The following is a 22648-nucleotide window of genomic DNA, read 5'->3' as shown; positions in this document are numbered from 1 at the left end:
TTTATATAAACCGCTCTGGATAATCACTAAAGATTCCATCAAGAGAGGGGAGATGCTTTAGCTTGTTTGGGTTGTTTACGGTGTAACACATGACTTTATAACCTTCTTGTCGCAACCTCTCTATCTGGCGTCGACGTATCCAATTGATATTAAGATTACAGCTATATGCATTCACTTCATTAAGAAGTTCACGATCCTTTCGTGTTAAAAAGTCACTAAGCACACCCAGTCGATAATCCTGACTTTGATTGTAAAGGGCTTTTATAACCGTGTGGTTGAAGCTCGACAAAAGTAGGTGTTCGCTTTTTACGGGCCCATTTTGGAGAGTATCAATGACGAGTTTTGCAACCTCTGCAGCATCATGTTTGTCTACTTTGACTTCTAAATTGAGTTTGAGGCTATTCTCAGCGGCTAATTGCAACAATTCATCTAAAGTCAGCAGCTTCTCGTTGGCAAATTCGTGGCTGAACCAAGAGCCAAAATCGAGCTCTTTAAGTTCAGACAAACTCATCTCATCTAATCTACCTGTTCCATTGCTGCAACGGTTGACGGTATGATCATGGCACACCACAAGCGTATTATCTTTAGTTGGTTGAATATCAACCTCAATCCACTTTAGCCCCATATCAATGGCTGCTTGAATGCTGGAACGTGTGTTTTCGGGGTAATGCCCTGCTACCCCGCGATGTCCGATTATGATTGTTTCCATGTCACATCTATACCTTAAGCGTGTACTCATCCAGTACTTTAGGTGATCACATTAAAAACAGCGAATACTCTATCGACATTAATAGAAGAGTCCAATATGAGAATAGTTTCAAACCAGTTTCTTGAAGCCACTTTACGATTTTAGCTGAACCTTTTGGGCAGCGTCTGTTGAGCTTTTCTACTGCGTTACCGACTTCCCATCTAAGTCTTCGCCTTGTATCAATACTCAACAATTCGCTGCAAAAATTAACTCGAAATGTCCGGTTTACTTGAAAAGGACTATTGTGAAGTACTTGTTTGTTTGGCTAAATTCGGTATATGAGTCTCTTGGGCCCAATTGAGAATCGTGTTTTGTGCGTCAGTAAACCTTGCTGATCGTGCTTGAGCTACTGGTTTCTCCCATTTTGGGTTGAGTGGAACTGAAAAACCTGCGTCTTTTGCCTTTTTCACAAACTCAGCCAATTCTTTAGTGTCCTTTATTATATGGATAGATTGATAATCATCAAAGGCTTTGGGCATAAACACAGTGATGGGATAGTTAGAGCTAGGGTCCGTCGCTGGGCTTCCAGAGTCCGCATTGTGATGTACAACGGGATTACCTCCTTTACCGACGGTAGCTAAATTAAGTGAATCGATCATCTTGTTTATTCTTGGTGTGGCATTACCGATACCTTGCCCCCAACTTCCTTGAGTTTCGTTCTCTTTAGCAAAGAATTCTTTGGGAGTAAAAGACTTTCCATTGTTATCTTTTTCATATTTCTCTTTATAAATCTTACTTATATCACCAAAGTGTATACGCGGGACGGGTACCTTGTCCTCTCTTCCCACATCGAGCTGTTCTGCTTTTGGTGCTATAAACATGAGATCATAATCTGCCGTAAGGGGCATATTACTCTTTGGATGTGCAAGTACTTCTAGTGGCTCATTATTATAGGAAATGACAAAATCATTTCCTTTCCTATCAGCTTGATAAGTAAGACCTTCAGAGTGAATAGTAAAGGAGTTGAATGATTTTGAGAGATCTGGAATCGTAATTGTGCCATTTTGTGATAGCCAACTAAGGCGATCTGGAGATAATCTCAATTGAACGGGCTTGGCATCATTTTTCTCTATACAAGACTGTACCTCCCCGTTGTACTTTTTCACTTTTTTTGATAGTTCTGATATCTCTAAATTTGCCTTGTGAAGCTTACTCAATTCTTGTTTTACACAAATAAAGCCTGCTTGGGGACCATGGTTCGCTGATTTACCCTTGATTTCAAACCCTTTGGTTGGGTATCCCTTTTCAATCAGCCCTGTTGACATTCGATCGACAGGACGAAATGAGATGATTTGATTGGTATCATTAGCGAGTTTTTGCAGTGGTTCTAAGTGCGATTCAACAATACCTGTGTGTTTTGCTATATCTTTGACGAGTTGTTGAACAGTGACTGAGTTAGGCTTAGAGGACTTAGCCGACCCCCCCAACTTTATTGTAGTCTGAGATGGTTTTCTAGATGGCATTGAAGGTTTACGTCTGATAGAAGATTCTTTTTCATTACGTATACACTTGATTTTAGCCTGCAAAGGTGGGACTTCATCCGTTGTTGTTTCTCTTGCTCTTTTAAGGTTCACTGGAACGGATGATATTGTTTGCGGTCTTATCATTCTTTACAACTCCATCTTTTGTAATCACTGTTTATTAGCCTTCAGTTATCAATGTATCAATGATTCAAAGGTGATAGAAAAAGATAAAAAATGAAATAAAATGATGGGTCAATAAAATCAGGTTTTTTCATGATGAAGTTGGTTTGTTAGGGTTAAATTTTTATAAAAAAAACAATAGAAAAGTGTACTTGCTCTTTTTTATTTTTTGCCCGGTGTAGTACGGCATTCACTATACCCAAGTAACCTCAAGATGCTGTGTTCAGTGAGATGACCTTAACTTTCAGGCGCGGCAACGATTCGAAGATATAGTCGTTCTACATTGAGAATCGTTAACAAAGCCTGAGAGTTAAGGTCACTCGCCCTTTGGGAGCGTGTCACTGAGCCGACTTCTTGCGTCAGACAACCGTTCTTCTTACAAAAATGAGAAAGAGCCTGCTATTCCGCTTCGTTGTCTTCCTTGAATTCGACTCAGTGACCTCGCTCTGAATCAAGCATCTTGAGGTCACTTGGGTATATTATTGAGGGTTTTTATATTTTCAGGTTTTCTTTAGACCAGTGAGATATCCTAGTGACACACCCACATACTGCGTCTCGTTGAACAAAGTACATGTAAGTTTAATAGGGAATTAAGTGGCTCGTCAGAGCACTACCCATATGCCTATTTGCTTTTCAGTTTGTTCATCCTGTCAATGTATTCATGCCAAACCAGTGCCTTTTTTATGATATCCGTTGCACTAACTTTACTTGGTGGTTAAAATGAGAATCGTTTGTATTTTCATTGTTGGTTTTTCTATGTCTCGGATTTTAGTTGTTGATGATGATGTGTCATTATGTGAATTGCTTGAAGTGGTGTTAAAAGAAGAGGGATATCAAGTCTCTTCTGTCCATTGTGGTGAAAGTGCTTTGAGTTACATGGAAAAAACCTCGGTAGATTTAGTACTGCTCGATGTCATGCTACCTAACTTATCGGGGATGCAAGTCGCACGAAGAATTTGCCAACGCTTTGCTACACCCATTTTAATGCTAACCGCACTGAATGATGAACAATCGATGCTTGAAGGTTACCAGGCTGGTGCAGACCAATACATTGGTAAGCCATTTAATGTCGCAGAACTTTTAATGCGGATTAAAGCTATTTTGCGCAGAGTTGGGTTAGAGCGTCAAAGACAAGTGATTTATAAGACTGTTGAATCCATCACCGATAAATTAAGTTCACTGCCCCTTACAGGAACAGAGGCTGATTTGCTGAGTTACTTAGTGCAACATCAAGGGATTGTGATTTCTAAAGCAGAATTACAGACAGAGGTCTTGAAAAAAGAGTTAAGCCCATTTGATCGCAACTTAGATATGCATGTCAGTAATATTCGACGTAAATTGGTCGAGGCGGGTTTATCAAAACAGCACATTAAAACCTTTCGCGGCAAAGGTTACAGTTACTTAGATGCTTCATTACGTGAGTGACTATTTTGTTATTTAACTATATGTCACGCCATAAAGATGGTCTAGCGTTTCAGTTGTTTAGTTATATGGTGGTTATTGTTATCAGTATTTTAGTTGCGCAAACTTTAGCTGAACAAGCCTTAGTTAAGACGATGCTTAAAGTGCCACAAAGTGTAAAAAATGAAATGTTAGATTTGGCACAGAAAGCGAATGTTTTGATAGAAGATGGGAATATGGAGGCGCTTGCAAACTGGGCACAGGCGCAGCGTTTTGATTTGTTTGTTGTCGATGAAAATGCTCAACCTCTCACCCAGAGAATGATGCATCCTCACTTTCAATTTAAATTACAATTTAAACGCAGCATTGATGAACAGCTTGAAAATCGAGTCAGCCGACCTATCATCTCTATTCCTTTAAAAAAAGGTATGGACTTGGTGATACAACTGCCTCATCAGCTGCACCCTGCCCGTGAATTTATTTTTTATTCTGCCATTTTGAAGTTGCTTATCGCTGTGGTTATTTTGGTGTTGTTCTCGATTTTAATTGCCAGGAATTTACAGCAACCTCTTAGTCGCCTTAGAGAAGCGAGCAAAAAGCTTTCCAATGGTGACTTTAATGTGTGTGTTGTTGATGAACTGCATTCTAAAACACGTGAATTTAATGAGTTAGCTGAAGACTTTGATCACATGACTCGAGAAGTACACCGCCTTGCAGAAAAGCAGCGTCGTTTGATTCGAGATGTCTCTCATGAACTAAGAACCCCCTTGGCGAGACAGAATTTGGTATTACATTTATTACGCAATAAAGTCGGCCCAAAAGAACAAAAACTTGTAGGGCGTCTTGAAGATGAAGCGACACAGTTGAACGATCTTATTGGGGAAATATTAGAGTTCAGTCGACTTGAAAATACACGATACAGAACGGAGTTAGTAAAATCCGACTTATTGTCATTATTAGAGCTACAAATCTCACGGTGTGAAATTGAATTAAGACCAGAGCAAAGCATTACTCTTACGTCAGAGGCTGAGCAAACGATGGTTCTATGTGATAAAGCTTTGGTTATTCGCTGTGTCAGTAATTTGGTGACAAATGCGATTAAATATGCCGGAGAGCAAGCAATTATAGAGGTCTCTTTAGCGAATCAAACCATTGAAAAAGAACGTTACCTTACTGTGAGTGTCGCTGATTCCGGAGCAGGTATTCCTGAAGATCGATTGGATGATATTTTCTCACCGTTTACTCGGCTCGAAGCGTCTAGAGACAAAAAAGCCGGAGGATACGGTTTAGGCCTTGCAATTGTTAAGGAATCAATGCGCATTATGGGTGGAAAAGTTATTGCTGCGAATAGAGTCAGTGGTGGTTTTATCGTGACATTATGTTTTCCTGAACGAACATTCAAAGATTTATAAAAAGACAAAAGCAAAGAATGTAAATGTGTTATAAATAAGAATGATTATTACTTATATTCGTGCTTCGAAATAAATGGGCGCACACTTTGATTGTCTGTGCCCCCAAAAATGGAGCTTAAAGAATATGTGTAATAAGTGTTTACTTGCCGTTGCTATTGGGGGGGCTCTTATCAATACCGCAGTGGCTCAAGAGGATGAGCACCTAATTATTGAAGGTCGAGAATTTGGCTACAAGGCGGATCATAACTCGACTGCACTGCGAATGGATATGTTGCAATTAGAAACCCCGGGACAAATTAGCATTATTGACTCCGCTGTTATCGATGAACAACGAGCAAGTACACTTGGGGAAGTGTTAAAAAATGACGCCAGTATCAGTGCTGGTGGGCAGGGAAGGAATCGAGAGCGATTTTCACTGAGAGGCTTTGAACTCGGCAGCTCTGATGGGTTTTTACGAGATGGTCGCCAGCATTGGTCGCACTATCGCCAGCCGATTGAATTATTAGAGCGAGTAGAAGTGTTGAAAGGGCCTTCCGGTTTATTATACGGGAAATCAGAGCCGGGTGGATTGGTTAACATGATCTCCAAAAAACCAACTTCAATGACACAAGCTCATTTTAGTCAGGATATAGGTTCTAATGATCATTCTCGCACTGTATTAGATGTGGGTGGTGCATTGAATGATACGGAATCATTAAGAGCTCGCACGATTCTGGCTCAGGAGAATTATGGTTCTTGGCGACAATATGGTGATGGTACAGAACCTGATACTGATCGAGCGATTGGTGGTCTCGTTGTCGAATACGACGTAACCGAAAATATCATGCTTTCTGCACACTATGATCGCACTAAAGAGGTCGGTAGTGTGGACTCAGGGGCTTATATTGTGGATGGAAAACCAGTTATTGATGAAAATTACATTTGGGATGCACAGTGGTCCAAGATAGATAACGATGTAGAGAACTACGGTGTTGAAATTCATGCTCAAGTAATGGACAACATGCATGTGAAAGCGAGCTACAATCGACAAGACTTTAAACGTTTTGATGTAGAATCTTACCCAAGTTTTGAAGAGTATGACCAAACTGGTCAAATTAAGCATAAAGGTAATGAACGCTCTGATCATTGGGTATTTGATACGGCTTATTTAGATATCACAACAGACTTTTCTCTGTTTGAAACCAGTAACAGCCTCTTAATTGGTGTTAACTACTTAGATTATCATTATGACCGTTCAATGGCATTTTATGATGCTGAGCTTGTACCTGCTGGCGAAACGGTTGCCAAACCCAACTCAGTAAATTCAGTAAAGCGTTCAACCAGCCAATATGATACGTGGGGCCTGTATGCACAAAATATGCTGACATTAAGCGATAAATGGCAAGTATTAGCAGGGGTTCGCTATGATGAGAAACGCAGTGATAGCCTGACAGAACAGCAAGTTTCTCCGAAGCTTGGTGTGATTTTCCATCCAGCAAGTAATGGTTCGATATACGTGCAATATTCTGAGAGCTTTATGCCTCAAGGTAGTGTCAATGATCCTGACTTTTCTAATGATGGTCAGGAATTAGAGGCAGAACGAGGGATCTCTTATGAAATTGGGACTAAGTGGGAACTGTTGGATGAGCGCTTGTATCTGACTGGATCTTTGTTTGATATTACTTTGGAAAATGTTCGTTTAGATATTGATGATCCAAGTAATCCAAACAAAGAAATTGCGACTCAGGATGGCGAACAAGTCCACAAGGGCGGGGAAGTTCTTGCTCAAGGAATGATTACTGACACTCTTTCTCTAAATGCCTCTGCGATGTATTTAGATGCGGAAATAACCGCAAGCAAAACTTATCAAGGTAATCAGCCAGCAGACGTGCCAGAATGGTCAGCCAGTGTTTGGACCAATTATGAAGTTCAGCCGAATACTAACATCAATCTCGGTATGATCTATGAAGGTGAACGTTACGGTGACGCTGCGAATACGTTTAAGAAAGAAGCCTATACACGCTTTGATATGGGATTCTCACATACCTTTAAGTACGATGACTCGTTGGATATTATCGCTCGCTTTAATATCGAAAACCTCTTTGATGAAGAGTACCTTGCTGGTGGAGGAACGACCAAGAAGAATCAAGAGGGCGCGAACGGTGTCGTGATTGGTGAAGGACGAAACTACATGGCTTCACTGCAATTTAAGTATTAAATACACTTACTCAAGGTACTTCAGGGTATCTTGAGTAAAACAACAAAGGTCAACCAACCCTAGGGTCTGAAAATAAAGATATTTTAACGCATATGAATCTATTTAAATCGAGCCTTGCTCTGTTACTTTCATCGGCTTTGCTGCCTGCTATGGCGGATGAACTTAACCGAGCACAAACTGTCCAGAGCAAAACAAATCAGGCTTCAGCATCGAGCCAAAAACGTATTGATGTGAGTGCTGAAAAAGCTCTGACTTTGGAAGCTGAAATCGATCAGTTGCGTGAGGAAATCAGCAATTTGAAAATTTATCGTGATCACCTGAACGGTCTTGTTGAGAGCCAAAATCAAGAAGTGGTTAGCTTGAATAAGCAGATTGAGCAGATTGCGAAGACGCGTCAAGGGATTGTGCCTTTGATGTACCATATGCTTGATGGGTTGAAAGCGATAGTGGCTGATGATTTACCTATCCGCAAAGAACAAAGGGAAGAGCGAATTGCGAAGCTAGAAGCCGTTATGAAGCGTGCAGATGTTGCCGATGCTGAGAAGTTTCGAAGAATCTTGGAAGCGTATCAGGTTGAAATCGATTACGGCAGTAAGCTGGGAACCTACCGAGGTAAAATTCAACCTGTAGATGGTGATCTCATTGAAGTTGATGTGCTTTACTTGGGGCGTATCTCGCTGATCGCTCGTAGCCTCTCTGGTAATGAATTCTGGCGTTGGTCTCAACAAAACAACGCTTGGGAATATGTTGATGACCAGCAGTCTGCTGAATTGAGCAAAGCATACGCAATGGCGAATAAACAGTTGGTTCCAAGTTTACTGACATTACCTTTATCAAGCCAAGTAGCGGAGAAGAAATAAATGATCAATAACCGTTCACTGAAGGCATCAATTTCTGCCGTGATATTGTCTTTTGCTGCTTTAACAGGGAATACTTCGGCATCAGAAAGTAAGGCTTTGTTACAAAGTGCACATCAAGAGCAGCGCCAGCAGCAGTCACATAATAACAGCCGAGAAGCCGGATTTAATAAAAATGAAAAACAGCTTCAGTCGATAAAAAATCAATTGGCTTCAGAGCGTGCAGCACTACAAAGTGAAGCTGATACGTTGAGTGTAACCTTCAGTGAAAATGAATCTCAGCTTGCACAATTAGAAGAGAAATTGCGTTTAGAAACAGGGAGTTTAGGTGAACTGTTTGGTGTGGTTCGCCAAAGTGCTAAGTCTTTGGAAATGGAGCTAAAACAGTCCGTCACGAGTGTGGATGCTCACGCTGGTTTTGATAATGTCGAGAATATTATTGCGGCGCAGTCGTTGCCAACATTATCTCAGTTGCAAGCCATGTGGCGCAGTATGGAACAACAAATTAAAGCCAGCGGAGAGTTGGTCAATGTTTCTTTCCCATTATTGGATGGTGAAGGGCGAGAACAAACAGCCAACGGAGTACGTTTAGGGGCGATAGCACTTGTTGACGATAAAGGTTTCGTTAAATGGCAAGGTCAGAGAGGTGATGCTGTTCAATACCTTCGCCAACCAGATAATGCCCCAACAATAGACTCATTAAACGCTGGCCAGATTGATAGCGTTGTCATTGACCCATCCCGTGGTGTTTTATTAGAACAGCTAGCGACATCTCCCACCCTTTTAGACCGATTTAATGCCGGTGGAGTGGTAGGCAAGATAATACTTGGATTACTGGTGATTGGGTTGTCTATTGCCGTGATTCGAGGTGTGTCTTTGCTTATGGCTCGCCAACGTATTACTCAGCAGCTCAAAAATCCTGAACAATTAACTGATAATCCTCTGGGTCGAATTCTTGCGGTGTACCAAAAAGATAAGCACCGCAGTGTCGAGGCATTAGAACTTCGTTTATTAGAAGCGGTTGTTGATGAGCAAATGCATTTGGAAAAAGGTTTATCAATGTTGAAGTTATTGGCTGCATTGGCGCCAATGCTAGGATTACTTGGTACGGTGACAGGGATGATTGAAACATTCCAAGTGATCACTCAATTTGGTAATGGTGATCCGAAAGTGATGGCTGGAGGGATCTCGATGGCGCTCGTGACCACTGTACTCGGTCTTATTGCTGCTATGCCTCTTTTACTGGCGCATAATATTTTAAGCTCTCAAGCAGAACGCATTCGAAATGTTCTTGAAAAGCAAGGTCTTGGCCTTATCGCGGAGCAAGCAGAACAAGGCAGTTTATTAAGCACAGCTCATTCACACTTGACGACAGAGAGTGCAGCGTAATGGCACTGAGCGTATCCAGCGTGGAGGAGGTAATCGTGAAAGATTGGGGTTCGACATTGATGAGTTTTATGCATCAAGGAGGTCCCATTTTATGGTGGTTAGCCGCTGTCGTTGCTCTATATTGGCTGCTGGCTATCGATCGACTGCTTTACCTCCATACTGTGTTTCCGAGGGTAAAAGCACACCTGATACAACGATGGGGCTCTAGGTTGGAACAGCAGTCATGGTATGCACACCAGATTAGAGAAGGATGGATCTCGAAGGCTAAAGGTGATCTATACCAGCACTTATCAACCATGAAAGTCTTAGTCGCTATTTGCCCCATGCTCGGTCTACTTGGCACGGTAACAGGGATGATCAGTGTGTTTGACATGATGGCAACCCAAGGGAGCAGCAACCCTAAACTGATGGCTTCAGGTATCTCTCTTGCGACGTTACCTACTATGGCAGGTATGGTCGCCGCCTTGGCGGGAATGTTTGTACATGCTCGCTTGAGTAAGTCATGTGAAAGAAAAATAATCCAACTAGAACAATCATTAAGGAGTCAAAAGTGAGACTCGGACGCCGACCCATTCAACAAGATGAAGCTCAGATAGATTTAACCTCGATGCTTGATATTGTATTCATCATGTTGATCTTCTTTATTGTGACCAGCTCTTTTGTTCGTGAATCGGGTGTCGAAGTGAATCGCCCGCAAGCGTCAAATGTTATCAGTCAAAAAGAGGCAGGTATTTTTATCGCAATTACGGCTGCGAATGATGTGTATATCGATAAACGTATGGTTGATATTGAACGTGTTGAAGCGACGATAGAGCATTTACTATTGGAGCAACCGGAGGCGGCATTGGTGATTCAAGCGGATGAGCATGCGTATAACGGTACAGTTGTCAAAGTGATGGATGCAGCGAAAGGTGCTGGAGTGAAAAATATCGCCTTAGCTGCGGAGAAACACTAATGCGCTTGTTGATGATGGCATTGCCACTTTCATGCATCATTACACTCAGCTTATTTAGTTTGATGGCATGGATGGTTGATAGAGGCAAACAAGATGTCCAACCAGCCTCGGAGGCGGTTCGCTTTGATATGGTCATGCTCGAAAATGACTCAGATATACAACGAAGACAGCGCTCTGTGCCTGAACAACCCAAACCACCATCGATTCCGGAGCCAATGGCATTGTCGCAAGCAGAAGTACCGAAGCAAGCGATGCAACAGATGTCACCTATTGCAGCTTTGGGTCTGAATACGTCTATGGATGGTATCGCCATTCAAGCCCCAAATTTATCAGGGATGATGGGTACCCAGCAGGCTATGCCACTTTACCGTGTTGAACCTCGTTATCCATCAAAAGCGTTGAAACGTAAAATAGAAGGCTACGTCGTGATGCGTTTTACTATCGATGCATCAGGTCGCCCTGTAGATATTGAAGTCATAGAAGCTCAGCCTAAACGCTGGTTTGAGAAAGATGCAATTCGTGCGTTAAAAAAGTGGAAATATCAGCCGAAAGTTGAAAATGGCCATTCTATTGAACAGCAAGGCCAAACCGTGAGATTGGAGTTTAAGTTAGATAAATGATGAAGTTATTTTTGCTGGGGGTTGCACTTAGTTTGGCAGCTTTGAGCTCTAGTGCGAATGAATTAAGCCAATATACGGCTGGTCGTGTGCAAAAGGCTCATCAGTTGGCTGAAAAAGAGCAATTTAGCCAAGCGATTGCCATACTTAAAGCACTGGATCCGTCTCGGGGGTATGAACGTGCTTTTGTTGCTAGGATGCTCGGTATCTTTTATTGGCAAAATGGGCAAGTACAACCTGCGATTAAGCAATTAACCCTAGCGGTGAAAAGTGGGCAATTAAAAGACGAGCAGGCATGGCAAACGCAAAAAATGTTGGCTGATCTCTTACTCAACGCCCAGCAGTTTAAGCAGGCGTTACCACATTATTATCATTTGACTAAAGCGACGCCAAAAAAACAAAAAGTCGACCAAGTTTGGCTGCGTATTGCCCAATCTCATTACCAATTGAAAGAGTGGAAAAAGGTGTTATCAGCGATGGCTAGCTATGATCGCTTCCACCTTCCTGACACTCAAGCGCCTTTATCGATGACATTATCGGCGCAGCTTGAACTGAAAAAGTGGCGACCCGCGATTGGAACGATCAAGCGTTTGATCGATCTGCAACCAAGTCGCACTGAGTGGTGGCGTCAACTCGTTGCTTTATATCTGCATGTGAATGATAGTAGTAAGGCACTGGATACTATGGCTCTGGCCAAGTTGAAAGGGGTCCCTTTTGATAACAGTGATCATAAACTACTGGCTCAATTATATGCCAAGCGTGGTATTCCAGAACGAGCTGCAAAAGAACTGGGTGAGATTGCGGGTATCGACTCTGACCGCAAACTAAAAGCGCAGCAAGCTACTTACTGGCAAATGGCTAAGGAATGGCAGAAATCTATCGCAAGCTGGCGCTTAGCAGCAAAGTTGGATCGTCAGTATAATTGGCATCTTGCGCAATTATTAGTTCAAGAAGGCCAATATCAAAGTGCGCTTGCTGCATTAGATAAAGTATCGGGGCGTAAAGCTGATGTCGCTTTGATGAAAACTCGTGCTTACTTTAAGTTACAGAAATTTGATGACGCATTGGCTTATGCAAAACGTTCAAATGAAATGGCACCATCCACGCAAGCACAAAGCTGGGTGAAATATCTTTCTCAACTGAGGCAAGCACAAAGGCCGTAAGTCAAGGGTATATGTAAATACTGTATAATTGCTTGCTGCCATCAATAAGCACTGTTCTTATTTTTATATTATTAGTCCTAATGTCAGTAATATGACAGGTTAAAAGTCGATAGACTGTTTTCGATTTAAATATAACCCAGTATCCCCAAGTAACCTCAAGCACTTTGAGATTACCTGGGCACAGTATCAAGGTGCTCTTAATCAACCACCTTGATGCTACTGGAGGATAGAAGCTTATTTAATGAGAAAGAATATGAAAAAAGCAATTGTTGTTGAAGGCGGCGCAATGCGTGGCGTTTTCGCCAGTGGGGTTTTGGATGCCTTTCTAGAGAAAAGTTATAAACCTTTTGATCTTGCAATCGGTGTCTCAGCAGGCGCTTCTAATTTAATTGGTTATCTCACGGACTATCCTCATCGAAGTATTAATATTATTACAAAGCTTGCTACAAGTAAGCGCTTTTTCGATGTAAATCGCTTCTTACAAGGAGGCGATTTAATTGATGTTAAATGGTTATTTGAAGAGTCTAATCGAACTTATACCCTCAATAGAAATCAATTGTTTAATGATATTCCTTTTGTTGCGGTAACGACAAATGCCAATACAGGACTGGCGGAATATTACCGCATTGATCGCAATAACTTTGAGAGGGTGATTGAGGCCACGACAGCTTTACCTATTGCATATAAGCATCTTCCATTTTTTACCGGTAGTTGCCATTCAGATGGAGGTATTGCTGATTCTATTCCAGTGCGAGAAGCATACCGTCGCGGTGCATGTGATATCACAGTGGTCCTCTCTCATCCTCTGAGTTATGAGAAGAAAAGAGTGAAAATGCCTTGGTTAGTTAAACAATGCTTTCTGGAGTATCCCGAAATGGCTGAGGCTATTATTCACAGATCGGAGAATTATAATGCATCCCTTAATTTCATCCGAAACCCACCCCCAAATACCGTCATAAACGTTATTGCCCCTCCAGAAACATTTAGAGTTCACCGTCTGTCGATGAAGCAATCCGTTCTAATTGAGGGATATAGAATGGGGCTTAAAGCAGGGCGGGAGCACCTAATGGGTGTGATTCAATGATATGCGCATAAGGTAATTTGGGTATACCTAAGTATCTTGAGGTCACTGATACCCAAGTGATCTCGAGGTACTTAGGTATAAGCACAATATTAATCACTGGGCTTATTGCTCATAAAGTTCATTGGCGTTTGCCCTGTTTTTTGCCGAAAGAATGCAATGAAAGCACTATCACTCGAAAATTCCAACCTATCAGCTACATCCGTAATTCTCATACCGTTTGACAAGAGCTCAATAGCACCAAGTAAGCGCCACTGTTGTCGCCAACTTTGATATGGCATTCCCGTTTCTCTGTTAAAAATTCGAGTAATGGTTTTCTCGCTCGCGCCTACTTTCTGGCTTAGCTTAGCCAAAGAAGGAACAAGAAAATCCGCGGTATCTATTTTGGATAGCCATTTATTTAAGCGAGGGTCTTTTGGTAAAGGTAGCTTTAAGTACACTTCTTCTGAAGCATTCAATTCTTCTATAAATAAATTGACGGTATTGATTTGTTCTTCATCAGGCTTGTTAAAAGGCCAGAATGACATCCTTTCTATCAGGACCTGCATTAATGGCGTGACATCAAAAATCTTAATTTGACGAGGTAATTGAGGTTCAAGTGAAGAATGAAAGTACATGGAACGATAGTGAGTCATGTTCGTTGATTGGGCATTATGTTCAATGCCACTAGGTACCCAAGCTGCCCTCATTGGAGGCAACACATATTTGATATTATCTAATGTGATTGTCATGCAGCCAGATTTTGAGGAAATTAATTGATCTTTTTTGTGTTTGTGTAGGCCAGAATCATGCTGTGAGATCTCAGAGGCTATGCCCACGACTAAGCTGTCGTAATCATTTTCATTAAAGACTTCATTTTGCTTAATGAAAGCCATCGTACACCTCTCCTTGTCCGAATTATGGTATTTAAAGTCTTTTTCCTATTATAAGCCCAATCAATAGTGGCTGTATACTCCTTACATCGATTGAGCTACTGCGTACACGAGGTTACTTAGCTAGCTTGGTTTTTGTTGTGTTGTGAATCAACAATGAAAAATTGAGGTATATTTGAGAATCCGAAAATGAATAAAATTATAGAGAAAATATCGATCCCTTTGGCTGTGGTACTTTTGATGTTTCCGCAGATCATCGAAACAATGTATAGCCCTGCGCTCACTTCAGTAAAAAATACGTTCGGAGTAACTTCGAATGAAGCATCTCAAGCAATGTCCATTTTCTTTATCGCTTTTGCTTTTGGTGTCGTTTTCTGGGGCAGAATGTGTGATGTGATAGGAAGAAGAGTTTCAACTTTGGCTGGCTTAGTCGTTTTTATTGCAGCGGCAATATTTACCATGCTTGCTCCAAACTTTGATCTCTTACTAACGGGCTTTGGTTGTTGTGCTTTTGGTGCTGCAGTTGGATCTGTTTGTACACAAACGATCATCCGTGACGGTTACCATGGTAAAGAATTAAGTCATGTATTTTCAATTGTCGGGACATCAATTGGTATTAGTCCTGTTGTTGGTATGTTAGTTGGTAGCTGGTTAACTTCTTTTGGCGGTTATAAATTAGTATTCGTAGCAATGGTGGTCTTTGTGGCAGCCTTACTTATTTGGTCAATAGTTAAACTTCCGGAAACTAAGGCAGAGAACAGTAGGCGTGACAGTTTAATTTCTGTGGCTTTAAAAATGTTAACAGATAGCCATATTTGGTACGTGACGTTGATGGTTGGCTTATTCAATATTGCTCTCTTCTCATACTACAGTATTGCACCTTTTATGTTTGAGAAATTGGGAGCAAGTGTCAGCTTTTTTGGTAATACAGGTTTTGTGTTAGCGGCTGGTTCTGTGCTGGGCTCGGTTATTAATATGCGACTAATCCGTGCTCATTTAAGCCATGATAAAATTGTTACCTTCGCATCAGTACTACTTTTAATGGGTGGCCTTTGTGTATGGATGATGCAGGACTCAGTTTGGTTTTTTGTACCAGTGGTTCTAGTTTCACTATCATTTGGGCTTGCATTACCTAACCTATTAAGTGGAGCATTAGTTGAGTATCGTGACCATTTAGGCAGCGCAGGTGCTTTATTAGGCCTCTTCTATTACCTGATTATTGGTTTTGGTCTTCATAAGGCTGCTGAAATAGGTAATCTGGCAATGACTTTGATTGGTAGTGCTGCTGTATGTATTGTCCTTGTGCTTTTACACTCTTTTAAACACAAAAATGAGTTTTAAATACAGATGCCTAAGTATCTAGAGAGCACTTGAGTTTGTTCAACAGTTAATATCGCCAATATATCTATACCCAAGCATCTTGAAGTTACTTGGGTATATATTGGCGATATTTTTATATCTCATTACCTTTAGACCACTTTGGAGGGGGGACTTATATTTTCTCTTCTCTCTTCTCTCTTCTCTCTTCTCTTCTAACTTCTTCTAACTTCTTCTTCCTGTTCTTCCTTAATTTTTATCGCACTTATTTCTCGCTATTTACTGAACGGACAATATCAATGTAAATAATGTAAATTAAATGCCAATAAGAATGATTATCATCTACATTGTGCCGACAATAATTCTTAATGACTTTTTTATGTGGTTAAAGAGCAAAGCGGTACAAATTTGGGCTCGTCGTCTGCATATATACATATCGATGGCGCTTTTAGTAGTCACACTATTTTTTGCATTAACTGGAATCACTTTAAATCATCCAGATTGGTTTGAACTCCGAGAACCAGTTCGTCAGCAACACACTTTTACTATTTCAACCGATCTTCTGTTAGGTGCCGATCACCGAGTTAAGATCGAGCAGTCTAGGTTGTTGGCTTTAATGAACTCGCAGTTTGAACTACGTGGTACACCATCAGAAATGGACATTTATACCGAAGTGGAAAACGGCCAGTTGCTCATGGGTGAGATATCTCTGGACTTTAAAGGGCCTGGTTATAACGCAACGGCTTTTGTTGACCTGTTGTCAGGCAAAACAGAAGTTGAGACTACTGATTATGGTTGGGTTGCATTACTGAATGATCTACACAAAGGCCGTAACAGTGGTGGTGTTTGGAAAGGGTTTATCGATATCTCTGCCATGCTGATGGTGTTGTTTGTTTTGTCTGGTGTGTGTTTGCTTCTACCTAAAAGAAAAACTTTGATCACTTCGATACAGTGGACGGGGTTGGGTACCTTACTCACGTTGATTATTTATCTTTTTGCCGTGCCTTAGTGGCGCGTGTAGAGAATGTATTATGTTACTTAGATTTCGTCCTTTTTACCGACGTATTATAAAAATTAACTCTCGACATGAATTGCGGTTTGCATTTAAAGGTTATTGGCAAGGCATGTTGTTATTGGCGTCATTGACCTCTGCGAGGGCTTTTGCTTTACCATTGCCTGAGCAGGCCAGGGTCGATGTCGAGTTCCAATTGCCAACCATCAATACCACGACCTATGCTCGCCCTTATGTCGCAGTATGGATAGAAGATGCCGATCGCAAACCAGTTAAAACCATTCAATTATGGGTGGGTAAAGATGAGTGGCTGAAAGACTTACGAAGCTGGTGGCGCAAAGTGGGGCGATATGATCGTGAATTGGTGGATGCGGTCACCTCGGCTACGCGCCCTGCTGGCCAGTACCGATTCATTTGGGATGGTAAAGATGACGCTGGGCAACCGTTAGAACAAGGTGAATATACTTTTCACGTTGAAGTGGTTCGGGAGCATGGTGGACGAAATTACCTGCGTCAAAAGATGCAGCTTGCCGATAACGAAGTCTCTTATCAAATCAAACCGACCGAAGAAACCGGTCAGATTACCTTAAATTATCAAGTTAAATAGAGAAACAAACATCATGACAAAACGCATGAAAGCAATCGCGTTGGTAAGTTTTATCGCTTTGAACTCTTTTGTAGCAATAGGCGTTCATGCTCACCCTCGCTGGGTATTACCTTCCCACTTTACCGTGTCTAAGGAGGGCGGTGATTGGCTGACATTTGATGTCACCGCTTCACACGGAACATTTGTGTTTGATAAGCCTGCTAGCAGTGAGCAAGCGTTAATTATTATGCCAGATGGCCGTTCCGAACGACCCAATTTTGTCTTACGTGGCAAGCGCCGATCTGTTTTTGATTTTTTCTTTGTAGAAGAGGGGACACATAAAGTTACGATTAATAATGCGCCTGATTATTACACACAATATAAAGCTGGACGTCGCGATACCATAAAGTGGATAAAAGCGAACAAAAGTAATCGAGATACTGTGCTGCCAAAACAGGCGAGAGACTTGATGACTCAACTGACGTCAACTCGTGCAGAGAGCTATATTACCGTGGGAAAACCGACCGAAAAAGTTTTAGATATTGAAGGTCGCCTATTGGAAATGAAACCTTTAACTCATCCTTCCGATATTGTTGAAGGAGAAGCGGTTACGTTTCAATTCTTTTTTGATGGTAAGCCACAATCTGGAGTGACGGCAGAAATTACTCGTGAGGGTACATTGTATCGCAATCATCAAGAACAAATTGATGTGGTCAGCGACCAAGATGGCAAGATCACATTCACACCAAGTGTTGCAGGTCGTTACTTAATGAAGGCGAATTACAAGGGGGAACTAAAGAATGATCCACTGGCTGATCGCATTAGTATGAACGTACACCTTACGTTTGAAGCCCAACTTAACTAGCTTGTTTTCTAACCACTGTATTTTCCAACCCATTTATGATTGAACTCGTTTTCATGATCTTGCAGGTATCAATATGAAATATGGTATTACTTTTGGCATTTCTGCTCTGCTACTGAGTACTTTTTCTTCACAAACATTGGCTCATTTTCCTTTAATGAGCTGTCATATCGCTCAGCAAAAAGTACTTTGTGAAGCCGGGTATTCTGATGGCTCAACTGCTGTAGATTACGACGTTATTATGTATGACTATGATGATAACTTGATTGCCAAAGTGGCCACCGATAAGCGGTCTATTGCCGAATTTGTATTGCCAAAAAATGACTTTTACTTGGTCTTTGATGCAGGGCATGAAAATCCAGTAGAAGTTGATGTGGTTGAAATTGAGACCAAACCATGATGGTCGTGCAAAAGGTTTACCCAGATAGTGGCAGCCGTGAAGGTAAGTGGGTGGCACTCATGATTATCATGATCGTGGCTTTTTCGGCGGCGATATTGCCATATCATCAGCTAGCACCGGAATCTGAAGAGCTGCTATCACATCAGGTGCTCTTGACTGAACTCGATCAAAATGCCCTTACGATCATCGCTCAGCTCAAATTGGCTCATGAAGAGATCAGAGACCTATTTAGTGAGAGCGCCCAGTGGCCAGAGATAAATGAGTTGCAGGAAATGTGGTTAGCCCCTTTTGTTGAGGATCAAAGTTGGCAATTTCAAGGCGCTCACCGTTGGCAAATGGTTGCCCCCGGGCTTTATTTGGGTGTGGCAAGCAATGAACAAGGTGTTGCTACTATTTTATTAGATAGTCGCTATGAGGTCGCTGACATTTGGTTTTCATCAGAGGCGTCTTCTTCGCAATCATTGTCAACGTTGTTGTCAACAACGGAAGCGGTATCTTTGCCTGATGTAACAGGTGCATTAACTCAAGCAGCAACAGAGTTTCCAAAAGGGTTGCGTCAAGTGGTTCTTGTTGCGCCTGCATCACCCAACCATCTTACTCACTAATGACAAATGGGTAATTTTATCATGTTTAAACAACTATTTTTCTCACCATTGCTCGCCATTGGCGCTTTTTTTATGGCTTGTTATCCCAGTTTTGCAGAGGATAAATTGAAAATTGGCATCACCTTACAGCCTTACTACAGTTACGTTAAGGCGGTAGTGGGAGACAAAGCGGAGGTGATCCCCTTGGTTGATGCGGGTTTCAACCCTCACAACTATCAACCACAACCTAATGATTTAAAAAGACTCAGTCAAATGGATGCTATCGTTGTCAATGGGATCGGTCACGATGATTTTGCTTTGAAAGTGATTCAAGCTGCGCAGCGTGATGATTTAGTTGTGATTGAAGCAAATAGAGAGGTTCCTCTACTACCTGCAATGGGGCAGTCGGTTGGCAAAGGTGCGGTCAACCCACATACCTTTGTTGGTTTATCTACCACGGTACAAAAAGTGTACACCATTGCTTCAGCACTAGGACAGCTTGATCCAGAAAATGCGGATTACTACCGAAAAAATGCTCGAAGCTATGCTAAGAAATTTCGTTTAATGAAACGCGAGGCCATGCTTGCCCTCGGTCAACTAGAAATGCGAGGCATCAAAGTTGCCACAACACACAATGCCTATGGTTATCTGTTACAAGAATTTGGTGTTGATGTGGATGCTGTAATAGAGCCAGCACACGGTGTTGAGCCAAGTGCCAGCCAATTGCAGGAAACCATCGAAAAGATTCGCGCTTCAGATATTGATGTCTTGTTCTACGAATTAAATATGCCTAATCGCTTCGTGACGACGATTGAGAAAGCCACAGACGTGCAACTATATCGATTTTCACATATGACACACGGTGAGTATCAAGCTGAAAAAGTGGAATTAGAGATGAAAGACAATGTCGACACGCTCCTTCAGGCAATCAAATTTGTTGCTAATAAGCCAGTGAGGAAAGAGCAATGGCAATAGGTCCATCGATAGTGCTTAAAAATCTCAGCTTAAATTATGGTGAGCACCTTATTTTACAGGATATCTCGGCCAATTTTGAGGCAGGTAAATGCCATGTCATCATGGGGCCGAACGGCGGAGGCAAGACGTCGTTATTGCGTTCGATACTGGGCCTTACCTCGTTCACAGGAGAGATTTGTCTGCAATGGCCTCAAGCAAGTTTAACGAAGAAGGCTGGTAACATCGGTTATGTTCCTCAGAGTGCGGTATTTGAACCCAGCTTACCATTGACAGTCATGGATTTTGTTTTGCTCAATCAAACTCGAATTCCACTTTTTTGGAAAAGAAGATCCCAGCAATTTGAACGGGCGATGGCACAGCTAGATCGAGTAGGAATGGCTGCCCGTCATGATCGTAGAATGGGGCAGTTATCAGGAGGTGAGCAGCAACGGGTGTTATTTGCACAGGCTCTATTGGACGATCCTGACCTGCTTGTTCTGGATGAGCCAACAACAGGTATGGATGATCAAGGGGTAAGGTATCTAGAAGGCTTGATTCATGAGATTGTTGCACAAGGAAAAACAGTGCTAGCAGTGCACCATGACATCTCTGCAGTTCGTCGGCTGAAGGCTCAGGTACACATCGTCAATCGTCAAATCGTTGCTTCTGGAAACTGTGCTGAAGTATTAAGGCCCGAGCGCATAGAAACCCTTTTCCATCATCACTCTGCCAACGTGGAGGCAGCGTAATGGATTGGTTACGTCAACAGGCACTATATGGTGTGGAAGCGGGTTGGTTAAGCGACAGCTTTGCCTATGCTTTTATGGTGAATGCACTCGTCGCTGCTTGTATCCTTGGTCCTTTATTAGGAGGGTTAGGAACCCTAGTGATTGCGAAACGCTTGGCTTTTTTCTCTGAAGCGGTAGGTCATGCGGCTCTAACAGGGATTGCAATTGGTGTGCTGTTGGGTGAGCCTCCAGAAAATCCATTTGTTGGTTTATTCAGCTTTTGTATGATTTTTGCCCTTTTGTTGCATTTTGTTCGCAACAGAACCCATGTTCCGTATGACACATTAGTTGGGGTATTTTTGGCACTGGCTTTAGCTGTGGGTGCGGCCCTGTTGATGTTTGTGGCCCGAAAGATCAATATTCATATGCTGGAGAATGTACTATTCGGTTCTATTTTGACGGTAACAGACAGTGACATCATCGTTTTAGCTTTGAGCTGTTTGCTGATCTTACTATTAATGTTGCCCACCTTTAACCGCATGCTACTGACATGTATTAGCCCTGATATTGCAAGAGTTCGAGGCTTTAATACGCGCTTTTATGATTATCTCTTCGTTATGATGATCACGCTAGTCACGATTGCTGCAGTTAAAATCATTGGTGCTGTTTTGGTTGGGGCTCTTCTTCTGATCCCTGGTGCAACCGCAAGATTATTAACCCGACGAATGGGAAGCTTCGTTTTACTTTCATCGCTTCTCGCGACGGTGGCTTGTATAACCGGAACCTTACTGCCGATGGAGCTTGCTCTTCCCATTCCATCAGGGGCATCCATTATCATTGTTTCTGCCATGTTCTTTTTGCTGGCCACAATGTACCGAATTATATGCAAAGAAATGTGAGTCGATTAACATGAAAATACCCCCTATTAAATTTGGAAGTTTATTACTGGCTTCTACTCTATTTATTTCCACTTTATTTCCTTCTTTGAGCTTGGCTAAAGATATCGTGACCAGTACACCCACAACGTATATTTTGTCTGAGCAATTAATGAGAGAAACAGGGATCGAAACGATCTATTTACCACCAAAACGTTATGGCATTGAACGTTTAGTCAATTGGTTTGCTGGAAAAGGTCATGAACTCGCTAAACAAGCGGGTGAGAAAGCGACGGTTGCGATTACATTAGGGGCAGTTTGGCCTCAAGACCCGACGTTCGTTTATACGCGACAGGGCAACATTCGTATGATTGAAATCGATGCCTCTCAAGCAATCTCTCCAAGAGCTCAAAGTGTTGCTGTGTTGAAAGCTGATGAGCAAGCTCTGTCCAAATATGTTTGGATGAATCCGACGAACTTGATTCGTATGGCGTCGATCATCGGTGAAGATCTAAAGAAAATATATCCGAAGCATGCAACCAAGATAGAGCATAATCAACAGCGATTATTGACACAAATACGTCAATTAATTAATCAACAGCAAGAGGTTTTGCTAGAGAAAAACATTGAAGATGTGGTGTTACTGAGTACGGCTCTAGAAGACTTTGCCTCTGGCCACCAGCTGTTTGTTGCCGCTCGCCAATTCAACCCTGAGTTAGAGTGGACGGAAGCGGATAAACAGGCTCTCAAGCAACAGTTTGAAAAGGATAAGTCATTATGGCTGCTTACCGATAAGCGCCCCTCTTCATCTTTATTGGCTTTGGTTCCTAAGGAACGAATTATGGAAATCGATACTCTGGCTCGTTTAGGTCAGCATAATGTGAACGACGAGAATCCCTTAGTTCGATGGCAGTTATAACGTGATGATACATGCGTTATCGTTGTTAAATAATGAAAAGTTCAATTTATTTTCATGATGTAATTCACAAAAATAA

General features: G+C 41.9%; 23 protein-coding genes. 20 read left to right on the top strand and 3 right to left on the bottom strand.

The genetic code is table 11. The features are described 5' to 3' along the window. Window position 1: 1 nt before the first annotated feature. Window positions 2-709, bottom strand: coding sequence for a glycerophosphodiester phosphodiesterase family protein (locus BS333_RS20500; protein WP_021711870.1), 708 nt, complete (start codon window positions 707-709; stop codon window positions 2-4). Window positions 710-987: 278 nt separating this feature from the next. After that, window positions 988-2355 carry an anthrax toxin-like adenylyl cyclase domain-containing protein gene (locus tag BS333_RS20495; RefSeq protein WP_021711871.1) on the bottom strand — a complete coding sequence of 456 codons (1368 nt, stop codon included), beginning with the start codon at window positions 2353-2355 and terminating at the stop codon, window positions 988-990. Between the two features lie 792 nt (window positions 2356-3147). Between BS333_RS20495 and BS333_RS20490 the strand changes: the two genes are divergently transcribed. From BS333_RS20490 to BS333_RS20445, 10 genes are all read left to right on the top strand, one after another. Beyond that, on the top strand, window positions 3148-3816 hold the full coding sequence (locus tag BS333_RS20490; protein ID WP_033004238.1) for a response regulator transcription factor: 669 nt from the start codon (window positions 3148-3150) through the stop codon (window positions 3814-3816). A gap of 20 nt (window positions 3817-3836) precedes the next feature. After that, the gene (locus tag BS333_RS20485) at window positions 3837-5204 is read left to right on the top strand and encodes a HAMP domain-containing sensor histidine kinase (RefSeq protein WP_033004239.1); all 1368 of its coding nucleotides are present in this window, start codon (window positions 3837-3839) and stop codon (window positions 5202-5204) included. A gap of 124 nt (window positions 5205-5328) precedes the next feature. Further along, a complete protein-coding gene (locus BS333_RS20480) occupies window positions 5329-7401 on the top strand; it encodes a TonB-dependent siderophore receptor (protein WP_021710951.1) in 2073 nt (690 codons plus the stop codon). Between the two features lie 92 nt (window positions 7402-7493). Beyond that, a complete protein-coding gene (locus tag BS333_RS20475) occupies window positions 7494-8261 on the top strand; it encodes a DUF3450 domain-containing protein (RefSeq protein ID WP_021710952.1) in 768 nt (255 codons plus the stop codon). Window positions 8262-8264: 3 nt separating this feature from the next. Continuing rightward, window positions 8265-9647, top strand: a complete 1383-nt coding sequence (locus BS333_RS20470; protein ID WP_418369083.1) for a MotA/TolQ/ExbB proton channel family protein — start codon at window positions 8265-8267, stop codon at window positions 9645-9647. After that, entirely contained in the window at window positions 9647-10201 is a 555-nt protein-coding gene (locus BS333_RS20465) for a MotA/TolQ/ExbB proton channel family protein (RefSeq protein ID WP_033004234.1), read from the top strand. The genes BS333_RS20470 and BS333_RS20465 overlap by 1 nt, the downstream gene beginning before the upstream one ends. Then, window positions 10198-10602, top strand: coding sequence for an ExbD/TolR family protein (locus tag BS333_RS20460; RefSeq protein ID WP_021710955.1), 405 nt, complete (start codon window positions 10198-10200; stop codon window positions 10600-10602). Before BS333_RS20465 ends, BS333_RS20460 begins: the two co-directional genes overlap by 4 nt. Continuing rightward, entirely contained in the window at window positions 10602-11222 is a 621-nt protein-coding gene (locus BS333_RS20455) for an energy transducer TonB (RefSeq protein WP_021710956.1), read from the top strand. Before BS333_RS20460 ends, BS333_RS20455 begins: the two co-directional genes overlap by 1 nt. Further along, complete coding sequence (locus tag BS333_RS20450; protein WP_021710957.1) at window positions 11219-12382, top strand: tetratricopeptide repeat protein; 1164 nt, start codon at window positions 11219-11221, stop codon at window positions 12380-12382. Before BS333_RS20455 ends, BS333_RS20450 begins: the two co-directional genes overlap by 4 nt. A gap of 253 nt (window positions 12383-12635) precedes the next feature. After that, on the top strand, window positions 12636-13466 hold the full coding sequence (locus tag BS333_RS20445) for a patatin-like phospholipase family protein (protein ID WP_021710958.1): 831 nt from the start codon (window positions 12636-12638) through the stop codon (window positions 13464-13466). Window positions 13467-13555: 89 nt separating this feature from the next. Here the strand turns inward: BS333_RS20445 and BS333_RS20440 are convergent, their stop codons facing one another. Further along, window positions 13556-14338: an AraC family transcriptional regulator gene (locus BS333_RS20440; RefSeq protein ID WP_021710959.1), complete on the bottom strand. Its 783-nt coding sequence runs from the start codon at window positions 14336-14338 to the stop codon at window positions 13556-13558. Window positions 14339-14524: 186 nt separating this feature from the next. Here BS333_RS20440 and BS333_RS20435 point away from each other — a divergent pair, with 186 nt between their 5' ends. The 10 genes from BS333_RS20435 (at window position 14525) to BS333_RS20390 (ending at window position 22572) form a co-directional block, all read left to right on the top strand. Continuing rightward, on the top strand, window positions 14525-15676 hold the full coding sequence (locus tag BS333_RS20435) for an MFS transporter (protein WP_021710960.1): 1152 nt from the start codon (window positions 14525-14527) through the stop codon (window positions 15674-15676). A 355-nt stretch (window positions 15677-16031) separates the two neighbouring features. Continuing rightward, entirely contained in the window at window positions 16032-16661 is a 630-nt protein-coding gene (locus tag BS333_RS20430) for a PepSY-associated TM helix domain-containing protein (RefSeq protein WP_033004236.1), read from the top strand. A gap of 115 nt (window positions 16662-16776) precedes the next feature. Next, window positions 16777-17271 carry a DUF2271 domain-containing protein gene (locus BS333_RS20425; protein WP_033004242.1) on the top strand — a complete coding sequence of 165 codons (495 nt, stop codon included), beginning with the start codon at window positions 16777-16779 and terminating at the stop codon, window positions 17269-17271. A gap of 13 nt (window positions 17272-17284) precedes the next feature. After that, entirely contained in the window at window positions 17285-18115 is an 831-nt protein-coding gene (locus BS333_RS20420) for a DUF4198 domain-containing protein (RefSeq protein WP_021710963.1), read from the top strand. Between the two features lie 73 nt (window positions 18116-18188). Next, window positions 18189-18512: a hypothetical protein gene (locus tag BS333_RS20415; RefSeq protein WP_021710964.1), complete on the top strand. Its 324-nt coding sequence runs from the start codon at window positions 18189-18191 to the stop codon at window positions 18510-18512. After that, window positions 18509-19117: a DUF6162 family protein gene (locus BS333_RS20410; protein WP_021710965.1), complete on the top strand. Its 609-nt coding sequence runs from the start codon at window positions 18509-18511 to the stop codon at window positions 19115-19117. Before BS333_RS20415 ends, BS333_RS20410 begins: the two co-directional genes overlap by 4 nt. A gap of 72 nt (window positions 19118-19189) precedes the next feature. After that, window positions 19190-20071, top strand: a complete 882-nt coding sequence (locus BS333_RS20405; protein WP_021710966.1) for a metal ABC transporter solute-binding protein, Zn/Mn family — start codon at window positions 19190-19192, stop codon at window positions 20069-20071. Next, a complete protein-coding gene (locus tag BS333_RS20400; RefSeq protein WP_021710967.1) occupies window positions 20062-20799 on the top strand; it encodes a metal ABC transporter ATP-binding protein in 738 nt (245 codons plus the stop codon). Before BS333_RS20405 ends, BS333_RS20400 begins: the two co-directional genes overlap by 10 nt. Beyond that, window positions 20799-21677 (top strand): metal ABC transporter permease, encoded by an 879-nt coding sequence (locus BS333_RS20395; RefSeq protein WP_021710968.1) that lies wholly within the window; start codon window positions 20799-20801, stop codon window positions 21675-21677. The genes BS333_RS20400 and BS333_RS20395 overlap by 1 nt, the downstream gene beginning before the upstream one ends. Window positions 21678-21702: 25 nt before the next feature. Next, window positions 21703-22572, top strand: coding sequence for a metal ABC transporter solute-binding protein, Zn/Mn family (locus BS333_RS20390; RefSeq protein WP_418369082.1), 870 nt, complete (start codon window positions 21703-21705; stop codon window positions 22570-22572). Window positions 22573-22648: the final 76 nt, after the last annotated feature.

It is taken from the genome of Vibrio azureus, from assembly GCF_002849855.1.
In the GTDB taxonomy this organism is placed as follows: Bacteria; Pseudomonadota; Gammaproteobacteria; order Enterobacterales; family Vibrionaceae; genus Vibrio; species Vibrio azureus.
Note: the sequence above shows the minus strand (reverse complement) of the source record. Positions and strands in the feature narration are given on the sequence as shown.